General features: G+C 59.6%; 14 protein-coding genes. 10 read left to right on the top strand and 4 right to left on the bottom strand.

Annotated elements, in window-relative coordinates:
• Nucleotides 1–12: 12 nt before the first annotated feature.
• A complete protein-coding gene (locus tag QOM10_RS28565) occupies nucleotides 13–366 on the top strand; it encodes a YkgJ family cysteine cluster protein (RefSeq protein ID WP_016985827.1) in 354 nt (117 codons plus the stop codon).
• Nucleotides 367–453: 87 nt separating this feature from the next.
• Here the strand turns inward: QOM10_RS28565 and QOM10_RS28560 are convergent, their stop codons facing one another.
• Nucleotides 454–942, bottom strand: coding sequence for an Lrp/AsnC ligand binding domain-containing protein (locus QOM10_RS28560; RefSeq protein WP_003177284.1), 489 nt, complete (start codon nucleotides 940–942; stop codon nucleotides 454–456).
• 156 nt (nucleotides 943–1098) lie between these two features.
• On the opposite strand from QOM10_RS28560, the gene dadA reads away from it, so the two are divergent.
• The 7 genes from dadA to QOM10_RS28525 all read left to right on the top strand — a co-directional run bounded on the left by dadA (nucleotide 1099) and on the right by QOM10_RS28525 (nucleotide 8848).
• Nucleotides 1099–2403 carry a D-amino acid dehydrogenase gene (gene dadA / locus QOM10_RS28555; protein ID WP_034152046.1) on the top strand — a complete coding sequence of 435 codons (1305 nt, stop codon included), beginning with the start codon at nucleotides 1099–1101 and terminating at the stop codon, nucleotides 2401–2403.
• Nucleotides 2375–2728: a RidA family protein gene (locus QOM10_RS28550; RefSeq protein WP_034152045.1), complete on the top strand. Its 354-nt coding sequence runs from the start codon at nucleotides 2375–2377 to the stop codon at nucleotides 2726–2728. The genes dadA and QOM10_RS28550 overlap by 29 nt, the downstream gene beginning before the upstream one ends.
• Nucleotides 2729–2822: 94 nt before the next feature.
• On the top strand, nucleotides 2823–3896 hold the full coding sequence (gene alr, locus QOM10_RS28545) for an alanine racemase (RefSeq protein ID WP_160042328.1): 1074 nt from the start codon (nucleotides 2823–2825) through the stop codon (nucleotides 3894–3896).
• 88 nt (nucleotides 3897–3984) lie between these two features.
• Nucleotides 3985–4533 carry a cupin domain-containing protein gene (locus QOM10_RS28540; RefSeq protein ID WP_007920393.1) on the top strand — a complete coding sequence of 183 codons (549 nt, stop codon included), beginning with the start codon at nucleotides 3985–3987 and terminating at the stop codon, nucleotides 4531–4533.
• 181 nt (nucleotides 4534–4714) lie between these two features.
• Nucleotides 4715–5128, top strand: coding sequence for a c-type cytochrome (locus QOM10_RS28535; RefSeq protein ID WP_102901447.1), 414 nt, complete (start codon nucleotides 4715–4717; stop codon nucleotides 5126–5128).
• Between the two features lie 389 nt (nucleotides 5129–5517).
• The gene (locus QOM10_RS28530) at nucleotides 5518–7446 is read left to right on the top strand and encodes an acetyl-CoA hydrolase/transferase C-terminal domain-containing protein (RefSeq protein ID WP_160042326.1); all 1929 of its coding nucleotides are present in this window, start codon (nucleotides 5518–5520) and stop codon (nucleotides 7444–7446) included.
• 253 nt (nucleotides 7447–7699) lie between these two features.
• Complete coding sequence (locus QOM10_RS28525) at nucleotides 7700–8848, top strand: hypothetical protein (protein ID WP_316917312.1); 1149 nt, start codon at nucleotides 7700–7702, stop codon at nucleotides 8846–8848.
• 120 nt (nucleotides 8849–8968) lie between these two features.
• Here the strand turns inward: QOM10_RS28525 and QOM10_RS28520 are convergent, their stop codons facing one another.
• Both QOM10_RS28520 and rep read right to left on the bottom strand, forming a co-directional pair.
• On the bottom strand, nucleotides 8969–9541 hold the full coding sequence (locus tag QOM10_RS28520) for a xanthine phosphoribosyltransferase (protein ID WP_003229440.1): 573 nt from the start codon (nucleotides 9539–9541) through the stop codon (nucleotides 8969–8971).
• Nucleotides 9542–9598: 57 nt separating this feature from the next.
• On the bottom strand, nucleotides 9599–11608 hold the full coding sequence (gene rep, locus QOM10_RS28515; protein WP_127930218.1) for a DNA helicase Rep: 2010 nt from the start codon (nucleotides 11606–11608) through the stop codon (nucleotides 9599–9601).
• A gap of 262 nt (nucleotides 11609–11870) precedes the next feature.
• Between rep and QOM10_RS28510 the strand changes: the two genes are divergently transcribed.
• The gene (locus QOM10_RS28510) at nucleotides 11871–13544 is read left to right on the top strand and encodes a bifunctional diguanylate cyclase/phosphodiesterase (protein WP_316917311.1); all 1674 of its coding nucleotides are present in this window, start codon (nucleotides 11871–11873) and stop codon (nucleotides 13542–13544) included.
• Nucleotides 13545–13671: 127 nt separating this feature from the next.
• Here QOM10_RS28510 and QOM10_RS28505 read toward each other — a convergent pair whose 3' ends face one another.
• Entirely contained in the window at nucleotides 13672–15066 is a 1395-nt protein-coding gene (locus QOM10_RS28505) for a NorM family multidrug efflux MATE transporter (protein ID WP_127930465.1), read from the bottom strand.
• A 159-nt stretch (nucleotides 15067–15225) separates the two neighbouring features.
• On the opposite strand from QOM10_RS28505, the gene QOM10_RS28500 reads away from it, so the two are divergent.
• Nucleotides 15226–16146: a LysR substrate-binding domain-containing protein gene (locus QOM10_RS28500; protein WP_034152038.1), complete on the top strand. Its 921-nt coding sequence runs from the start codon at nucleotides 15226–15228 to the stop codon at nucleotides 16144–16146.
• The last annotated feature ends 96 nt before the right edge of the window (nucleotides 16147–16242 follow it).

Genomic DNA, 16242 nt, shown 5'->3' with positions numbered 1-16242 from the left:
GTTACCGTTTCGATGAGCTGCAACAGCCAGACAGTCCGCACCTTGCGTCAGCAGATCCCCTCGTTCGAGTGCGTGCCCGGCTGCCACGACTGCTGCGGGCCGGTGACCACTTCGCCGGAAGAAATGTCCCGCCTGCCGCGCAAGACCCGCGCCGAACAAGATGCGGCGATGGAAGAGTTGAACTGTGTGCATCTGGGGCCGAATGGCTGCACGGTATATGAGGAGCGGCCGCTGATTTGCCGCTTGTTCGGCACGACCAAAACCTTGCCGTGCCCGAATGAGCGGCGGCCGGTGGAGCTGATTCATCCGCGAGTTGAAAAGCAGATTTTCGAGTACATGGCGGCGAATCGGCAGGTGTTGGTTTAAAAGATCGCAGCCTTCGGCAGCTCCTACAGAGATATGCATTCCCATGTAGGAGCTGCCGAAGGCTGCGATCTTTTGATCTTCAAAAACTCAATCCGGAATCGGCAGGCTCAGGCTCTCCTTAACCTCTTCCATCACGATATAGCTCTTCGACTCGCGCACATGCGGCAGCTTCAGCAGGATGTCGCCCAGCAGCTTGCGGTACGAGGCCATCTCGGAAATCCGCGCCTTCACCAGATAGTCGAAATCCCCCGACACCAAGTGACACTCCAGCACGTGCGGCAACTTCAGCACCGCGCGGCGGAACTCCTCGAACGTGTCGCCGGATTTGTAGTCGAGGCTGATCTCGACGAACACCAGCAAGCTACCCTTCAAGTGCTGCGGATTCAGCCGGGCGTTGTAGCCCATGATGATCCCTTCGCGCTCCAGACGCCGCACCCGCTCGGTGCATGGCGTGGTGGAGAGGCCGACCTTTTCCCCGAGTTCGGTAAAGGAAATCCGCCCGTCCGCCTGCAGGATCCGCAAGATGTTGCGGTCGATCTTGTCCAGCTCACGTTTGGTCTGAGTGTTGGTACGCATAGGGGATGCGCCTCCGTGAAAAGGGTTTTTGCCGAGAATTGTCGCCAAATATAGGCGCTTATATAGTGAAAAGCACTGGCATTTCTTTTTTACACTGCGCGCATCATTGCTCTAACAACAGACGTACGCGGCCCTGCCGCGATGAGGGATACAAAAATGCGCGTAATGGTCTTGGGTAGCGGCGTCATCGGTACCGCCAGTGCTTACTATCTGGCCCGTGCCGGGTTTGAAGTGGTGGTGGTCGACCGGCAGCCCGCTGCGGCCATGGAGACCAGTTTCGCCAACGCCGGCCAGGTGTCGCCGGGCTATGCCTCGCCGTGGGCCGCGCCGGGCGTGCCGCTGAAGGCGATCAAGTGGTTGCTGCAACGCCACGCCCCTCTCGCGATCAAGGCCACCGCCGACATCGACCAGTACCTGTGGATGGCGCAGATGCTGCGCAACTGCACCGCCAGCCGTTACGCGGTGAACAAGGAGCGCATGGTGCGCCTGTCCGAGTACAGCCGCGACTGCCTCGACGAACTGCGCGCTGAAACCGGCATTGCCTACGAAGGCCGCAGCCTCGGCACGACTCAGCTGTTCCGCACTCAGGCGCAGCTTGATGGCGCCGCCAAAGACATCGCCGTGCTGAAAGAGTCTGGTGTGCCGTTTGAAGTCCTCGACCGCGCCGGCATTGCCCGGGTTGAACCGGCGCTGGCGGGCGTGACTGACATCCTCGCCGGTGCCCTGCGCCTGCCGAACGACCAGACTGGCGACTGTCAGATGTTCACCACGCGCCTCGCCGAAATGGCCGTGAAGCTCGGTGTCGAATTCCGCTTCGGCCAGGACATCCAGAAACTCGACTACGCCGGTGATCGCATCAACGGCGTATGGATCGATGGCAAGCTGGAAACCGCCGACCGTTACGTGCTGGCCCTCGGCAGTTATTCGCCGCAACTGCTCAAGCCACTGGGCATTAAAGCCCCGGTGTATCCGCTCAAGGGTTACTCGCTGACTGTGCCGATCACCAATCCGGCCATGGCCCCAACCTCGACTATTCTCGACGAGACGTACAAGGTCGCGATCACCCGTTTCGACAACCGCATCCGCGTCGGTGGCATGGCCGAGATCGCCGGTTTTGACCTGTCGCTGAACCCGCGTCGCCGCGAAACCCTGGAGATGATCGTAAACGACCTTTATCCTCAGGGCGGCAATCTGGCCGAGGCGAGTTTCTGGACCGGCCTGCGGCCGACTACCCCGGACGGCACGCCGATCGTTGGCGCCACGCCGTTCAAGAACCTGTTCCTCAACACCGGTCACGGCACGCTCGGCTGGACCATGGCGTGCGGTTCCGGTCGTTTGCTGGCCGACCTGATGGCGAAGAAAAAGCCACAGATCAGCGCCGAAGGCCTCGATATTTCCCGTTACGGCAACAAAACCCAGGAGTCCGCAAAACATGTCAATCCAGCGCCAGCTCACCAATGAGCGCATGAGTCAGATCGTCAGCCACAACGGCACCGTGTATCTGGCCGGGCAGGTCGGCGACGACTTCGACGCCGGAATTGAACAGCAGACCCGCGACGTACTGGCCAATATCGAGCGTTTGCTTGATCTGGCCGGCACTGACAAACAACACCTGCTCTCGGCGACGATCTATCTGAACGACATCGAGGCGCATTTTGCCGGGATGAACTCGGTGTGGGATCAGTGGCTGCCAAAAGGTGCTGCTCCGGCCCGCGCCACCGTCGAGGCGAAGATGGCCAAGCCGAGCATTCTGGTGGAGATCTCCATCGTCGCCGCGCTGCCGTAACTGTTTTAAAGATCCCTCTCCCGGCGCTGTTGGCGGTTCACGTCGTCAGTCGGCGCCGGTTTTTCTTCCCATGACCGCCTAGAAGTCTGCCGCCATGCGTCCTGCCCGTGCCCTGATCGACCTAGAAGCCCTGCGCCACAACTACCGAATTGCCCGCGAAGTCACCAGCGCCAAGGCGCTTGCGGTGATCAAGGCCGATGCCTACGGCCATGGCGCGGTGCGTTGCGCGCAGGCGCTGGAAGCCGAGGCCGACGGGTTTGCCGTTGCCTGCATCGAGGAGGCATTGGAGCTGCGCGCTGCGGGTATCCGTGCGCCGGTGTTGTTGCTGGAAGGGATTTTTGAGGCCGATGAGCTGGCGTTGATCGTCGAGCATGATTTCTGGACCGTCGTGCATTCGCTGTGGCAGCTCGAAGCGATCGAACAGGCAGCCCTGAGCAAACCGATCACTGTTTGGCTGAAGCTCGATTCGGGCATGCACCGCGTCGGTCTGCATCCAAAGGACTACCCAGCGGCCTATCAGCGGCTGCTGGCCAGCGGTAAAGTGGGAAAAATCGTCCTGATGAGCCACTTCGCTCGCGCCGATGAATTGCACGCGCAGAGCAGCACCGAGCAAGTCGCGGTGTTTGAAGCAGCGCGTCAGGGGCTGGCCGCTGAAGTCAGCCTGCGCAACTCGCCGGCCGTGCTCGGTTGGCCCAGGATTCACAGTGACTGGGTGCGCCCGGGCATCATGCTTTACGGCGCGACCCCGTTCGAAGAGGCCAACGCCGTGGCTGATCGCCTGCAACCGGTAATGACCCTGGAGTCGAAAGTCATCAGCGTGCGTGAACTGCCGGCTGGCGAGCCCGTAGGCTACGGCGCCAAATTCATCACCGACAAGCCGATGCGCATCGGCGTGGTCGCCATGGGTTACGCCGATGGCTACCCGCGTCAGGCGCCGACCGGCACGCCGGTTTTGGTGGCTGGCAAGCGCAGCCGCATTCTCGGTCGCGTGTCGATGGACATGCTCTGCATCGATCTGACCGATGTGCCGGAAGCCGACCTCGGTTCGACCGTCGAATTGTGGGGCAAAAACATCCTCGCCAGCGAAGTGGCGCAGTGGGCCGACACCATTCCGTACCAGATCTTCTGCAACCTGCGTCGGGTGCCAAGGCTCTATTCCGAGGGTTGACGCCGCTGCGGGGGCCAAGTGTTGTAAATACTGAACGCTGTCGCCATGATAACGCTCAATATTCTTACAACATCAGGAGGCTCCCGCCTTGGACGTCGGTGAACGACTGCAATCGATCCGCAAGCTCAAAGGGCTTTCCCAGCGTGAACTCGCCAAACGCGCGGGCGTCACCAACAGCACCATTTCGATGATCGAAAAGAACAGCGTCAGTCCTTCGATCAGTTCGCTGAGGAAGGTACTGGGCGGCATCCCCATGTCCATGGTCGAGTTCTTTTCCGAAGAAATCCTGCAGGAAGTCCCGACCCAGATCGTCTACAAGGCCAACGAGCTGATCGACATTTCCGACGGCGCCGTGACCATGAAACTGGTCGGTCGCGCGCATCCCAGCCGCGCCATCGCCTTCCTCAATGAAATCTACCCGCCGGGCGCCGATACCGGCGAAGAAATGCTCACCCATGAAGGCGAGGAAACCGGGATTCTGGTGGAAGGTCGTCTGGAACTGGTGGTGGGTCTGGAAACTTTTATTCTCGAAGCCGGCGACAGCTACTACTTTGAAAGTACCAAGCCGCATCGTTTCCGTAATCCGTTCGACGCACCTGCGCGACTAATCAGCGCAGCCACGCCGGCGAATTTTTAACAAAGAGGTGCCAAGCCATGATGGCAAAGGCATCCGGACCGTTTTTCTACCGTGCGGTATAACCCCTTCGACTATGGGGTTGTTTCAGTGTGACGGGCTACCCGCTATACTTCCGCCCGCCTGCGAACCGTGGCCGCAGGCGTGAATAGCCACCATTGAGGGTGAACGCGTGAACCTAATTATGAAAATGCTGGCCGCACCAGCAACCGTACTGGCCCTCTGGGCTGTCAGCGCTCAAGCTGCGACGAATGACGACATTGCCAAACGCCTCGAGCCGGTCGGCCAGGTGTGTGTCCAAGGGCAGGAATGCAAGGGGATGGAAGTGGCTGCAACTGCCGGCGGCGGTGATGCCAAGACTCCAGACTCAATCATTGCCAAACATTGCAACGCTTGCCATGGCTCCGGCCTTTTAGGCGCGCCGAAAATCGGTGACACCGCAGCCTGGAAAGAACGAGCCGATCACCAGGGCGGCCTCGACGGCATCCTGGCCAAGGCCATCACCGGCATCAATGCCATGCCGCCTAAAGGCACCTGCGCTGACTGCTCCGACGCCGACCTGAAAGGCGCAATCGAGAAGATGTCCGGCCTGAAATAAGCCGCGCTTCTGACGAAAAAAACCGTCTTCGGACGGTTTTTTTGTGCCTGCGATTTAGTAGCCCTCACCTCACCTCACCTCACCCCAGCCCTCCCGAAACGTCGGACCGCCCGTAGGGAGAGGGGCCGACCGAGGTGTCTTTTGCTATGCATCGACCTGAAAGACCTTAGCGATTATGGATTCAGCACATCACTTTCACGTCGGCGTATCTTCACAGCAACCCCCAATCAGTCCCCTCTACCTCTGGGAGAGGGCTAGGGTGAGGGCAACAATTTCGAGTCGGAAAAACATTTCAAGAACAGCGCACACTTACTCTGAAGCTGTTCATTGCAGCAAACTCAAGGCAAGCTCGGTCTACCCCTATTCACGGAACGGGCAGGAGGCTTCAGATGGTGCAGTTGTGTTCGATCGAACAGGCAGTGGACGACGTGCTGGCGCGCTTGCCGGCGCATATCCACATGGGCATGCCGCTGGGCCTGGGCAAACCCAATCACTTCGTCAACGCGCTGTACCGGCGGATCAAAGGTCTGCCCGAGCGGCAGCTGACGATCTACACCGCGCTGTGCCTGGGCCGCCCGGCGTTGGGCGACGGCTTGCAAAAACGCTTCATCGAACCCTTCGTCGAGCGCGTCTTCGGTGACTATCCGGAATTCGATTTCCTCGCCGACCTACACCGCGACAGCCTGCCCGCCAACATCCGCATCGAACAGTTCTTCATGCAGCCCGGCAGCCTGCTCAACAGCGCGCCGGCCCAGCAGGATTACGTCAGCAGCAATTACAGCCACGCCGCCCGTGACATCAACGCCGCCGGGCTCAATCTGGTGGCGCAATTACTGGCCAGCAGCAGCGAGCATCCCGATCGACTGAGCCTGAGTTGCAATCCCGACATCACCCTCGACCTGTTGCCGATGATCGCCAAACGTCGCGAAGCCGGGGAGACTATTTTGCTGGTCGGTCAGGTGCACACCGATTTGCCATATATGCCCGGCGATGCAGAAGTCGATATCGACACCTTCGACCTGCTCATCGACGCGAAGGACAGCAGCACGCTGTTCTCCACGCCGAACATGCCGGTGGGATTTCAGGATCATTTCATTGGCCTGCACGCGAGTACGCTGGTGCGCGACGGCGGTACGTTGCAGATCGGCATCGGTTCGATGGGCGACGCGTTGACCGCCGCATTGCTGGCGCGTCAGGCGGATAACACCGGTTATAGGGCGTTGCTCGACGACATCAACCTCAGCCAGTGGGCGCAATTGATCGAGCGCGAGGGCGGCACGGGGCCGTTCGCCAAAGGCCTGTACGGTTGCAGCGAAATGTTCGTCAACGGTCTGCTGGTGCTGGCGGATGCCGGGATCATCCGCCGCAAGGTCTACCCCGATGTGCCAACGCAGGAACAGGCCAACGCCGGCACCCTCAACGAGGCGGCGCAGACTGACGGCATCTCGGTGCACGGCGGTTTCTTCCTTGGCCCGCGCAGTTTCTACGAGCGCCTGCGTGAGTTACCGCAGAGCAAACGCCTCGAATTCAACATGACCCGCATCAGCTACATCAACGAGCTCTACGGACAGGAAGAACTCAAGCGCCTGCAGCGCCTTGATGCGCGGTTCATCAACACCGTGTTCACCATGACCCTGCTTGGCGCTGGCGTGGCGGATCAACTCGAAGACGGACGGGTACTCAGCGGTGTCGGCGGGCAGTACAACTTCGTCGCGCAGGGTCACGCGTTGCACGATGCCCGTTCGATTCTGATCCTGCGTAGCTGGCGCGAATCCGGTGGCGACGTCAGCTCCAACATCGTCTGGGAATACGGCCACTGCACGATCCCACGGCACCTGCGCGACATCGTCGTGACCGAATACGGCATCGCTGATTTGCGTGGCAAATCCGACGCGGTGGTGATTGAGTCATTGCTGAATATCAGTGACTCTCGCTTCCAGCAGGGTTTGATCGAGCAAGCGCAAAAAGTCGGCAAGCTGCCAAAGGATTTCCGTCTCGATCCACGCTTCACCGAGAACACGCCGCAGCGTTTGCAAGCGATTGCCGCACGGCACAAAAACCTGTTTCCGGAGTACCCGCTGGGCTGTGATTTCACTGCGATCGAACGCGATCTGCTGCGCGCGCTGAACTGGCTGAAGAGCAAATTCAAACTCACCGAAATCCTCGAACTCGGCAAAGCAGCCCTCGACGCCCCCGAAGCATCGCTCCACCCCGAACACCTTGAACGCATGCAACTCACCCACCCGGAAGGCCTGAAAGAAGACCTCTTCCAACGCCTGCTCCTCACCGGCCTGAAAGCCACCATCCAAACCCCGTAGAAGCTGCGGCACGCTGCGATCTTTTGATCCTGATCTTTGAGCAGATCAAAAGATCGCAACCTCGTTGCACTCGACAGCTCCTACAGGGGTATGCCCGAGATCTGAATGGATACGGAATGACTTCTGTAGTCCCGTTCTGAAAATCATCAATCAATGAGTATTTGGATTGTCGTCGGCGTTCGCCTATCGATAGGTTTGTTTGTGGGCGTTTTTTAAGAGGACTTCTAGCCAGCCGAAATCCAGAGGGCACACAGTGCACACATCAAAGAAATACCTGACAGATGTATCTGTCCACCAAGCCTTACTCCTCACTGACTTAACCGAAAAGAGCCACCCTGATCACGCTATCCGACTATTACTGAATGAGGTCCTTCAGGGACTCGAAGAAAAGGGCTGGCCCCGAGCACAGTTGCAGATTGGCCCAAGAATTGTGTCCGCAGAAGAAAACTACGGTTTGCTTGGTTACGACCCGACAGAAATTACCCTCGGCAGTGAGCACACACGTTGGGTCGATGAGCATTCGCTTTTGCGAACACAGACCACGAGCCAGATCCCTGCGGCGCTTCAGCAGGCCGCCGAGGTTCGTCAGCCGGGACAAACCATTTTGCTGGCAGCGCCAGGCATTACCTTCAGGCGTGATAGCCGAGATCGTTGGCATTGCGCCGAGCCGCATCAAATGGATATTTGGGTGTTGGGCGACCCGGAGTTGGCATCCCATGAGCATTTGCTGCGGCTTGTTGGCGATATTTTGCAGTTGGCCGTTCCTGAAAAATCCTGGGTTTATAGCGATAGTCCACATCACTACACCGAGGGCGGGATTGAAGTGAATGTGTTGAATGATGGCGTGCCGGTTGAGGTTCTAGAGTGCGGGCGTATCGCGAAGTCGCTATTGCAGCGTTTGCAGATTGATCCTCTGCGCCATGGCGGGCTCGCTCTTGGGATGGGGCTGGATCGCCTGACGATGTTGCGCAAAGGCATTCCTGATATTCGTTTGTTGCGTGATCAGAATGTGCGCGTGCAGGCGCAGATGCATGATCTGGATTCTTGGACTGCGGTATCTCGTTTGCCGTCGATTGCCCGCGATATCTCGTTGGCGGTAACGCCGGGATTGAGTGAAGAGGTATTGACCGAGAGGATGTTGCAAGCGGCGGGTGATTGTTCTGGGTGGATCGAGGAGATGCGAATCAAGGGGCGTTGGCAGCGTACGGATTTACCGGCGCAAGCCATTGAGCGACTCGGAATGCTGCCGGGTCAGGAGAACGTGCTTTTGCATGTCGTGCTACGGGATTGTTCGCGCTCGATTACTACCGGCGAGGCGAATGCCTTGTATGCGGATATTCAAGCTGCGATGCATGAGGGAGTGCCGGGGGCGGGGTACAGAATGGATTTGTCGAAGGCTTGAGACTTACCTGTGGGAGCGAGCTTGCTCGCGAGCGCGTAGTGTCAGTCAACCAAGGTGTCGACTGACACTACGCTATCGCGAGCAGGCTCACTCCTACAGGGGGACTGCGGTGCTGCTGGCTTATTCGATGAAGGTGACGACGCCATCCTTCAGCGATTTCACGCGAGCCAGCGATTCAACGCGGTAGCCCTGCGAATCCAGTTCGGCGCGGCCGCCCTGGAACGACTTCTCGATGACGATGCCGAGACCGGCAACGGTCGCGCCGGCCTGTTTGATGATCGAGATCAGCGCTTGCGACGCCTTACCGTTGGCCAAAAAGTCGTCGATGATCAGCACGCGGTCGCTGCTGGTCAGGTGACGCGGGGAGATGGCCACGGTGCTTTCGGTCTTTTTGGTGAACGAGTAAACGGTCGCTGACAGCAGGTTTTCCGTCAGGGTCAGGGACTGTTGCTTGCGGGCGAAGATCACCGGCACGCCGAGGTTCAGACCGGTCATGATCGCCGGGGCGATGCCCGAGGCTTCGATGGTGACGATCTTGGTGATGCCCGAATCCTTGAACAGCGTGGCGAATTCGTCGCCGATCAGCTTCATCAGGGCCGGGTCGATCTGGTGGTTCAGGAAGGCGTCGACCTTCAGGACCTGGTCGGAAAGCACAATGCCTTGTTCGCGGATTTTCTGGTGCAATGCTTCCATGAAGCTGTCCTCATTTGGCGCTTTGTGCGCCGAAGGTCTAGTAAAAAGTGGTCAATTCTAGCGCTTTAACATCGCGCGTATATCAGCCAATGCGCTATTGCCACGCACGACTTTGACTTCGGTCGGTGTGTCGTCGTTTCCTTCCCAGGCCAGATCGTCCGGCGGCAGCTCATCGAGGAAGCGGCTCGGCGCGCAGTCGATGATCTCGCCGTACTGCTTGCGCTTGGCGGCGAAGGTGAAGGCCAGGGTCTGGCGCGCGCGGGTGATGCCCACGTAGGCCAGGCGGCGTTCTTCTTCGATGGTGTCGGCTTCGATGCTGGAACGGTGCGGGAGGATTTCCTCTTCCATGCCCATGATGAACACGTAGGGGAATTCCAGACCTTTGGAGGCGTGCAAGGTCATCATCTGCACGCCTTCGGCGCCGTCTTCCTCTTCCTGCTGACGCTCGAGCATGTCGCGCAGGACCAGTTTGCCGATGGCGTCCTCGACGGTCATTTCGCCTTCTTCGTCCTTCTCGAGGGTGTTTTTCAACGCCTCGATCAGGAACCAGACGTTGCTCATCCGGTAGTCGGCAGCTTTGTCGCTGGAGCTGTTGGTGCGCAGCCAGTTCTCGTAGTCGATGTCCATGACCATGCTGCGCAGCGCCGAGATCGGGTCTTCGCCGGCGCACTGCTCGCGGACCTTGTCCATGAAGCGCTTGAAGCGCGACAGGCGATCGGTGAAGCGGCTGTCCAGATGTTCGCCCAGACCGATTTCGTCGGTGGCGGCGTACATCGAGATCTTGCGCTCGGTGGCGTAGTTGCCGAGTTTTTCCAGGGTGGTCGAGCCGATTTCACGGCGCGGCACGTTGATCACGCGCAGGAAGGCGTTGTCATCATCCGGGTTCACGATCAGGCGGAAGTAGGCCATCAGGTCTTTCACTTCCTGACGGCCGAAGAAGCTGTTGCCGCCGCTCAGGCGGTACGGCACCTGATGGTGCTGCAGCTTCAGTTCGATCAGCTTGGCCTGATAGTTACCGCGATAAAGGATGGCGAAATCGCTGTACGGGCGGTCGGTGCGCAAGTGCAGGCTGAGGATTTCCATCGCCACGCGCTCGGCTTCGGCGTCTTCGTTGCGGCAGCGGATCACGCGGATCTCGTCGCCGTGGCCCATCTCACTCCACAGCTGCTTTTCGAATTCGTGCGGGTTGTTCGAAATCAGCACGTTGGCGCAGCGCAGGATGCGACTCGTCGAGCGGTAGTTCTGCTCGAGCATCACCACTTTCAGCGATGGATAGTCGTCCTTGAGCAGCATCAGGTTTTCCGGCCGCGCGCCGCGCCAGGCATAGATCGACTGGTCGTCGTCGCCTACCACGGTGAACTGGTTGCGCGTGCCGATGAGCATTTTCACCAGCAGGTACTGGCTCGCGTTGGTGTCCTGGTATTCGTCGACCAGCAGGTAACGGACCTTGTTCTGCCACTTTTCGAGAATGTCGGCGTGTTCTTCGAAGAGTTTTACCGGCAGCAGGATCAGGTCGTCGAAATCCACCGCGTTGAACGCCTTGAGCGTGCGCTGATAGTGGGTGTAGACGATCGCGGCGGTCTGTTCCTTGGGATTGCGCGCGTTCTCCAGCGCCTGAGGCGGCAGGATCAGGTCGTTTTTCCAGGCGCCGATCATGTTCTTGATCTCGTCGACGCCGTCGTCGCCCGCGTATTCCTTCTGCATGATGTCGGTCATCAGCGCTTTTACATCGGTCTCGTCGAAGATCGAAAAACCGGGTTTGTAGCCCAACCGCACGTGTTCCTTGCGGATGATGTTCAGACCGAGGTTGTGGAAGGTGCAGACGGTCAGGCCGCGCCCTTCGCCGGCCCGCAGCAGGGTGCCGACCCGCTCTTTCATCTCGCGCGCGGCCTTGTTGGTAAAGGTCATGGCGACGATGTACTGGGCGCGGATGCCGCAGTTCTGGATCAGGTGCGCGATTTTGCGCGTGATCACGCTGGTCTTGCCGGAGCCAGCACCGGCGAGCACCAATAGAGGGCCGCCGACGTAGTTCACGGCTTCTTGCTGCCGGGGATTGAGTCGGGACATACGAAAATTCGGGAGTCGTTGACGAAATGGGCCGGCATTTTAACAGGCTCAGAGAATTGTGCTGCTCTCTCCGACTTGTGACGTATCACGCGATTCAAATTTGCCGGTTTTGTTACTTTCGCGGAGGATGCGCGGTGATTTTGCGGCTAATGTACTCATTCGTGACACAAAATAACGTTTTGATAACCGTTGTCATTTGGTCATTGAACATCGCAACGGCATAATGCCCCGCCCACATCTTTGCAGAGTCTAGGGAGCTAGCTTGTCTACGCCTGTCGAACCCTTGCGTTTGCTGCTACTGGCCGAAGAGCCGGCGTGGACAGCGTTATTGCGTGAGTGTCTGGCTCCGATGGGGAGCGCGGCGGTGCTGATCAGCGCGCCGAGCTGGGAGTCGGTCAGCAGTTTGTTCGAAGACAACCGCCACGCGGTGTTGTTGACCATACCTGCATTGCAACCGGCACCCGGCCGTTGCAGCCTGCCGACGGTATTGCTGCTGGAACACGAACCGGACACCGCGCCGGTTGGCGTCAGTGACTGGCTGGTGTTCGATACCCTCGACGCCGATATGCTGCGCCGTTGCCTGCGCCATGTGCGCGAACGCGGCGTTCTCGAAAACACCCTGCAACGCCTCGCTGAACAGGACCCGCTGACCGGCATCGCCAACCGTCAGGGTTTCCAGACCTTGCTCGCCGCGCGCCTCGCGGAAAACGACGGTCGTGGCCTGGCCCTCGGGCATCTCGATCTCGACAACTTCCGTCATGCCAACGATGCGCTTGGCCATCAGGCTGGCGATCGCTTGATCCTGCAGGTTGTCGCGCGGCTGAAAAGTCAGCTGGAGGCCGGTGATCAACTGGCGCGGCTGGGCAGCGACGAATTCGCTTTGCTGATCGACACCCGCCGGGCGCCGCAGCGCGCCGAATGGATGGCCGAACGCATCACCGAAGCGCTCGCCGAACCGTATTGGGTTGATGGCGAAAGCCTGCTGATCGGCTCCAGCCTCGGCATCGCCCATGCCCGTGCGCAGGGTGGCGCTGACCCGCTGATGTGGCACGCGCACATCGCCATGCAGCAAGCGAAAAGTACCCAGGGCTGCACCTTTCATATCTTCAACGAACGTATCAACCGCAATGCGCGGAGCATGGCTGATCTGGAAAGCGAACTGCGCCGGGCCTTGCGTCGCGATGAGCTGGAGCTGCATTACCAGCCACGCCTGAATCTTCAGGATGGCCAGATTGTTGGCCTCGAGGCCTTGGTGCGGTGGCGCCATGGCGAACGCGGTTTGCTGCCGCCCAGTGAATTTGTCCCTTTGGCCGAGCAGAGCGGTTTGATCGTGCCGCTGGGTTACTGGGTGATTTCCCGAGCCCTGCGTGACATGCAGGCGTTGCGCGAGCGCGGGTTGCCGGCGCTGCACATGGCGATCAACTTGTCGTTCCGCCAGTTTCAGGACAGTCAGTTGTTGCCGACGCTTAGTCGCTTGATTGCTGAGCGCGGTGTTGAAGCGCAGTGGCTGGAGTTTGAACTGACCGAAACCGCAGTGATGCGCCGCAGCGATCTGGTCAAGCAGACCATGGACGCCCTCGGCCGCCTCGGTGTGCGTTTCTCGCTGGATGACTTCGGCACCGGGTTTTCCTCGTTCGTGCACCTCAACAGCCTGCCGATCACCTTGCTGAAAATCGACAAGAGCTTTGTCGGCGGCATGGAGCAGCGCGAGGAGAACCGCAAACTGGTGCACGCGATGATCAATCTCGCGCACAACCTGCATCTGGAAGTGGTGGCGGAGGGGGTGGAAACTCCGGAGCAACTGGAGCTGCTGCGTGGGTTTGGCTGCGATCAGGTGCAGGGATATCTGATCAGCCGACCGTTGCCGTTGGCGGAACTGGTTGAATATCTAACCTTCGGCTCAAGCCAGCAGTCAGCCCTGGAAATCGTCAGCTAAATACAATCTCCGGGTCAGGCATGAGCCCCTGTGGGAGCGAGCCTGCTCGCGAAAGCGGTGTGTCAGGCAAAGATGATTTGACTGGCCGATCGCATTCGCGAGCAGGCTCGCTCCCACAAGGGGAATCTCATTCAGGCTGAGGGATGTTGAAGCCCCGAGATTGCGGCTCCAGCCGAATCATCCGCTTCATCTTCCATTCGAACGCCAGGGTCAAACTCACCGCTGCACACGCCAACCCCAACGCCAATCCCCACCAGACCCCCGTCGGCCCCCAGTTCAAGTGGAACGCCATCCACCAGGCCGCCGGCGCGCCGATCAGCCAATAGCAGCCGAGCCCGACCAGAAACGTGGTCTTCGCATCCTTGAGCCCACGTATGCAGCCCATGGCAATCGTCTGCGTACCGTCGAACAACTCAAACCACGCCGCCACCGCCAGCAGGCTCACCGCGAGGCGAATCACCTCGGCAAACGCTGGATCGTTGTGATCGAGGAACAACCCGACCAACTCATTTGGCAGCAGCCAGAACACCATGGCGAAACCCAGCATGACCACGGCGCCAAAGACGATCCCGACCCGGCCGGACATCCGTGCATCGCTCAATTGACCGGCGCCGTAATGCTGGCCGACGCGCATGGTGATTGCGTACGACATCCCCGCCGGCACCATGAATGCCACCGAAACAATCTGCAGGGCGATCTGGTGTGCGCCCAACTGCGTGCTGCCCATGGTGCCCATGCACAGCGCCGCGAAGGCGAACAAGCCCACTTCCACAGCGTAGGTGCCGCCAATCGGCAGACCGAGGCGCCACAGTTCTTTCAGGTATTGCCGGTTCGGTCGCGACAGGCCCGCACGTAAAGGGTAAGCGTCATACGCCGGATGCCGACGGATGTGCCAGGCCAATGCCAACGCCATGCAGTTGGCGACAATCGCCGTGACCAGGCCGATCCCGGTCAGACCCATTTTCGGCAGGCCGAACATGCCGGTGATCAGCGCGTAATTGAGCAGGAAGTTGGCCACCGTGCCGGCCAGGCTGATAATCATCACCGGCGTCGCCCGGCCAATCGCGCTGGTAAAACCGCGCAGGGCCATGAAGCTCAAGTAGCCGGGCAGGGCGAAGGGCAGGGCGATGAGGAATTGCCCGGCGGCGTTGACGTTGGTTTCGGTCTGGCCGAACAACAGCAACACCGGTTTCAGATTCCACAGCAACAACCCGGCGCCCAACGCCATCAGCCACGCCAGCCACAACCCGGCCTGAGTCAGCCGTGCAGCGCCGATGATGTCGCCGGCGCCTTTGCGAATCGCCACCAGCGTGCCGACTGCCGCAATCACGCCGATGCAGAAAATCGATACGAACGAGTAAGTCGCTGCACCGAGACCGCCGCCCGCGAGCGCTTCGGGACTCAGGCGGGCCATCATTAAAGTGTCAGTCAGCACCATCAACATGTGTGCCAACTGTGAAGCAATCAACGGCCCTGCCAGCCGCAGAATGGCCCAGAGTTCGGTACGCACAGGATGCTGCATGGTCATCACCACTCGATTTTCAGAGGGAACAGAAGACCGTCGATTCTCGGCGCTTGGCAGGTTTTGCACAAAGGGATAAAAAGGATGGGTGGCATGATTAAAACTCATCTTGAGCAGTTTTCGTCAGACTGGCTGCATCCCGCTATAGGAGCTTTCTGCATGTCTCGTCGTCTTCCTCCCTTGTATGCCCTGCGCGCATTTGAAGCAGCGGCACGGCACAGTTCGTTCACCCGTGCGGCGGAAGAGTTGTCGATCACCCAGAGCGCAGTCAGTCGGCATATTCGAACGCTGGAAGATCATTTCGCTTGCCGGCTATTCCATCGCAGTGGTCGCAACCTGCAACTGACCGAGGCCGCTCGCCTGCTGTTGCCCGGCATCCGCGAAGGCTTCACGGCGCTGGAGCGGGCCTGCAATACCTTGCGCGCCGAAGACGACATTCTGCGCATGAAGGCGCCGTCGACCCTGACCATGCGCTGGCTGCTGGCACGGCTCAGTCGCTTCCGCCACTTGCAGCCGGGCAACGAAGTGCAACTGACCAGCGCCTGGATGGATGTGGATTCGGTGGACTTCAACGATGAGCCGTTTGATTGCGCGGTGTTGCTGAGTGACGGGCATTTTCCACCGGACTGGGAGGCGAGCCTGTTATTTCCCGAAGAACTGATTCCGGTGGGTGCGCCAAACCTGCTGAATGATCAGCCATGGGATTTGGCCCGGCTGGCGTCCACCGAATTGCTCCATCCAACCCCGGATCGTCGTGACTGGCGCAGTTGGCTGGAGCACATGGGGCTGTCCGATCAGGTGTCGCTCAAGGGCGGACAGGTGTTCGATACCCTCGAGTTAGGGATGATCGCCGCGGCGCGCGGTTATGGTGTGTCGATGGGCGACCTGTTGATGGTCGCCGAAGATGTGGCGCAGGGACGACTGAGCCTGCCGTGGCCGACGGCCGTCGCCAGCGGACTGAATTATTACCTGGTGTGGCCAAAGACCCGTCCGGGAGGTGAACGTTTGCGCCGCCTCAGCGACTTCCTGCAAGGCGAAGTCCGCGCCATGGAACTGCCGGCGGTTGCGCGCTTGAGCTGAAACGTTCGAGCCGCCACAATGGCGGCCTTGTGCCATAACCCTGCTGCTCGCTCAAGTATTCGGCTTTACCGCCGAATACGTGCATGTGGAACCGTC

Origin of the sequence: Pseudomonas sp. P108 (assembly GCF_032613195.1) — a bacterium.
In the GTDB taxonomy this organism is placed as follows: Bacteria; Pseudomonadota; Gammaproteobacteria; order Pseudomonadales; family Pseudomonadaceae; genus Aquipseudomonas.
Note: the sequence above shows the minus strand (reverse complement) of the source record. Positions and strands in the feature narration are given on the sequence as shown.

Bases quoted from the DNA above. Each gene is read 5' to 3' on its own strand.
- QOM10_RS28505 (WP_127930465.1), bottom strand. From the start codon at position 15,066: ATGCAGCATCCTGTGCGTACCGAACTCTGGGCCATTCTGCGGCTGGCA.
- QOM10_RS28560 (WP_003177284.1), bottom strand. From the start codon at position 942: ATGCGTACCAACACTCAGACCAAACGTGAGCTGGACAAGATCGACCGC.
- QOM10_RS28565 (WP_016985827.1), top strand. From the start codon at position 13: ATGAGCTGCAACAGCCAGACAGTCCGCACCTTGCGTCAGCAGATCCCC.
- QOM10_RS28530 (WP_160042326.1), top strand. From the start codon at position 5,518: ATGGTGCAGTTGTGTTCGATCGAACAGGCAGTGGACGACGTGCTGGCG.
- QOM10_RS28500 (WP_034152038.1), top strand. From the start codon at position 15,226: ATGTCTCGTCGTCTTCCTCCCTTGTATGCCCTGCGCGCATTTGAAGCA.
- QOM10_RS28535 (WP_102901447.1), top strand. From the start codon at position 4,715: ATGAAAATGCTGGCCGCACCAGCAACCGTACTGGCCCTCTGGGCTGTC.
- rep (WP_127930218.1), bottom strand. From the start codon at position 11,608: ATGTCCCGACTCAATCCCCGGCAGCAAGAAGCCGTGAACTACGTCGGC.
- alr (WP_160042328.1), top strand. From the start codon at position 2,823: ATGCGTCCTGCCCGTGCCCTGATCGACCTAGAAGCCCTGCGCCACAAC.
- QOM10_RS28520 (WP_003229440.1), bottom strand. From the start codon at position 9,541: ATGGAAGCATTGCACCAGAAAATCCGCGAACAAGGCATTGTGCTTTCC.
- QOM10_RS28550 (WP_034152045.1), top strand. From the start codon at position 2,375: ATGTCAATCCAGCGCCAGCTCACCAATGAGCGCATGAGTCAGATCGTC.
- dadA (WP_034152046.1), top strand. From the start codon at position 1,099: ATGCGCGTAATGGTCTTGGGTAGCGGCGTCATCGGTACCGCCAGTGCT.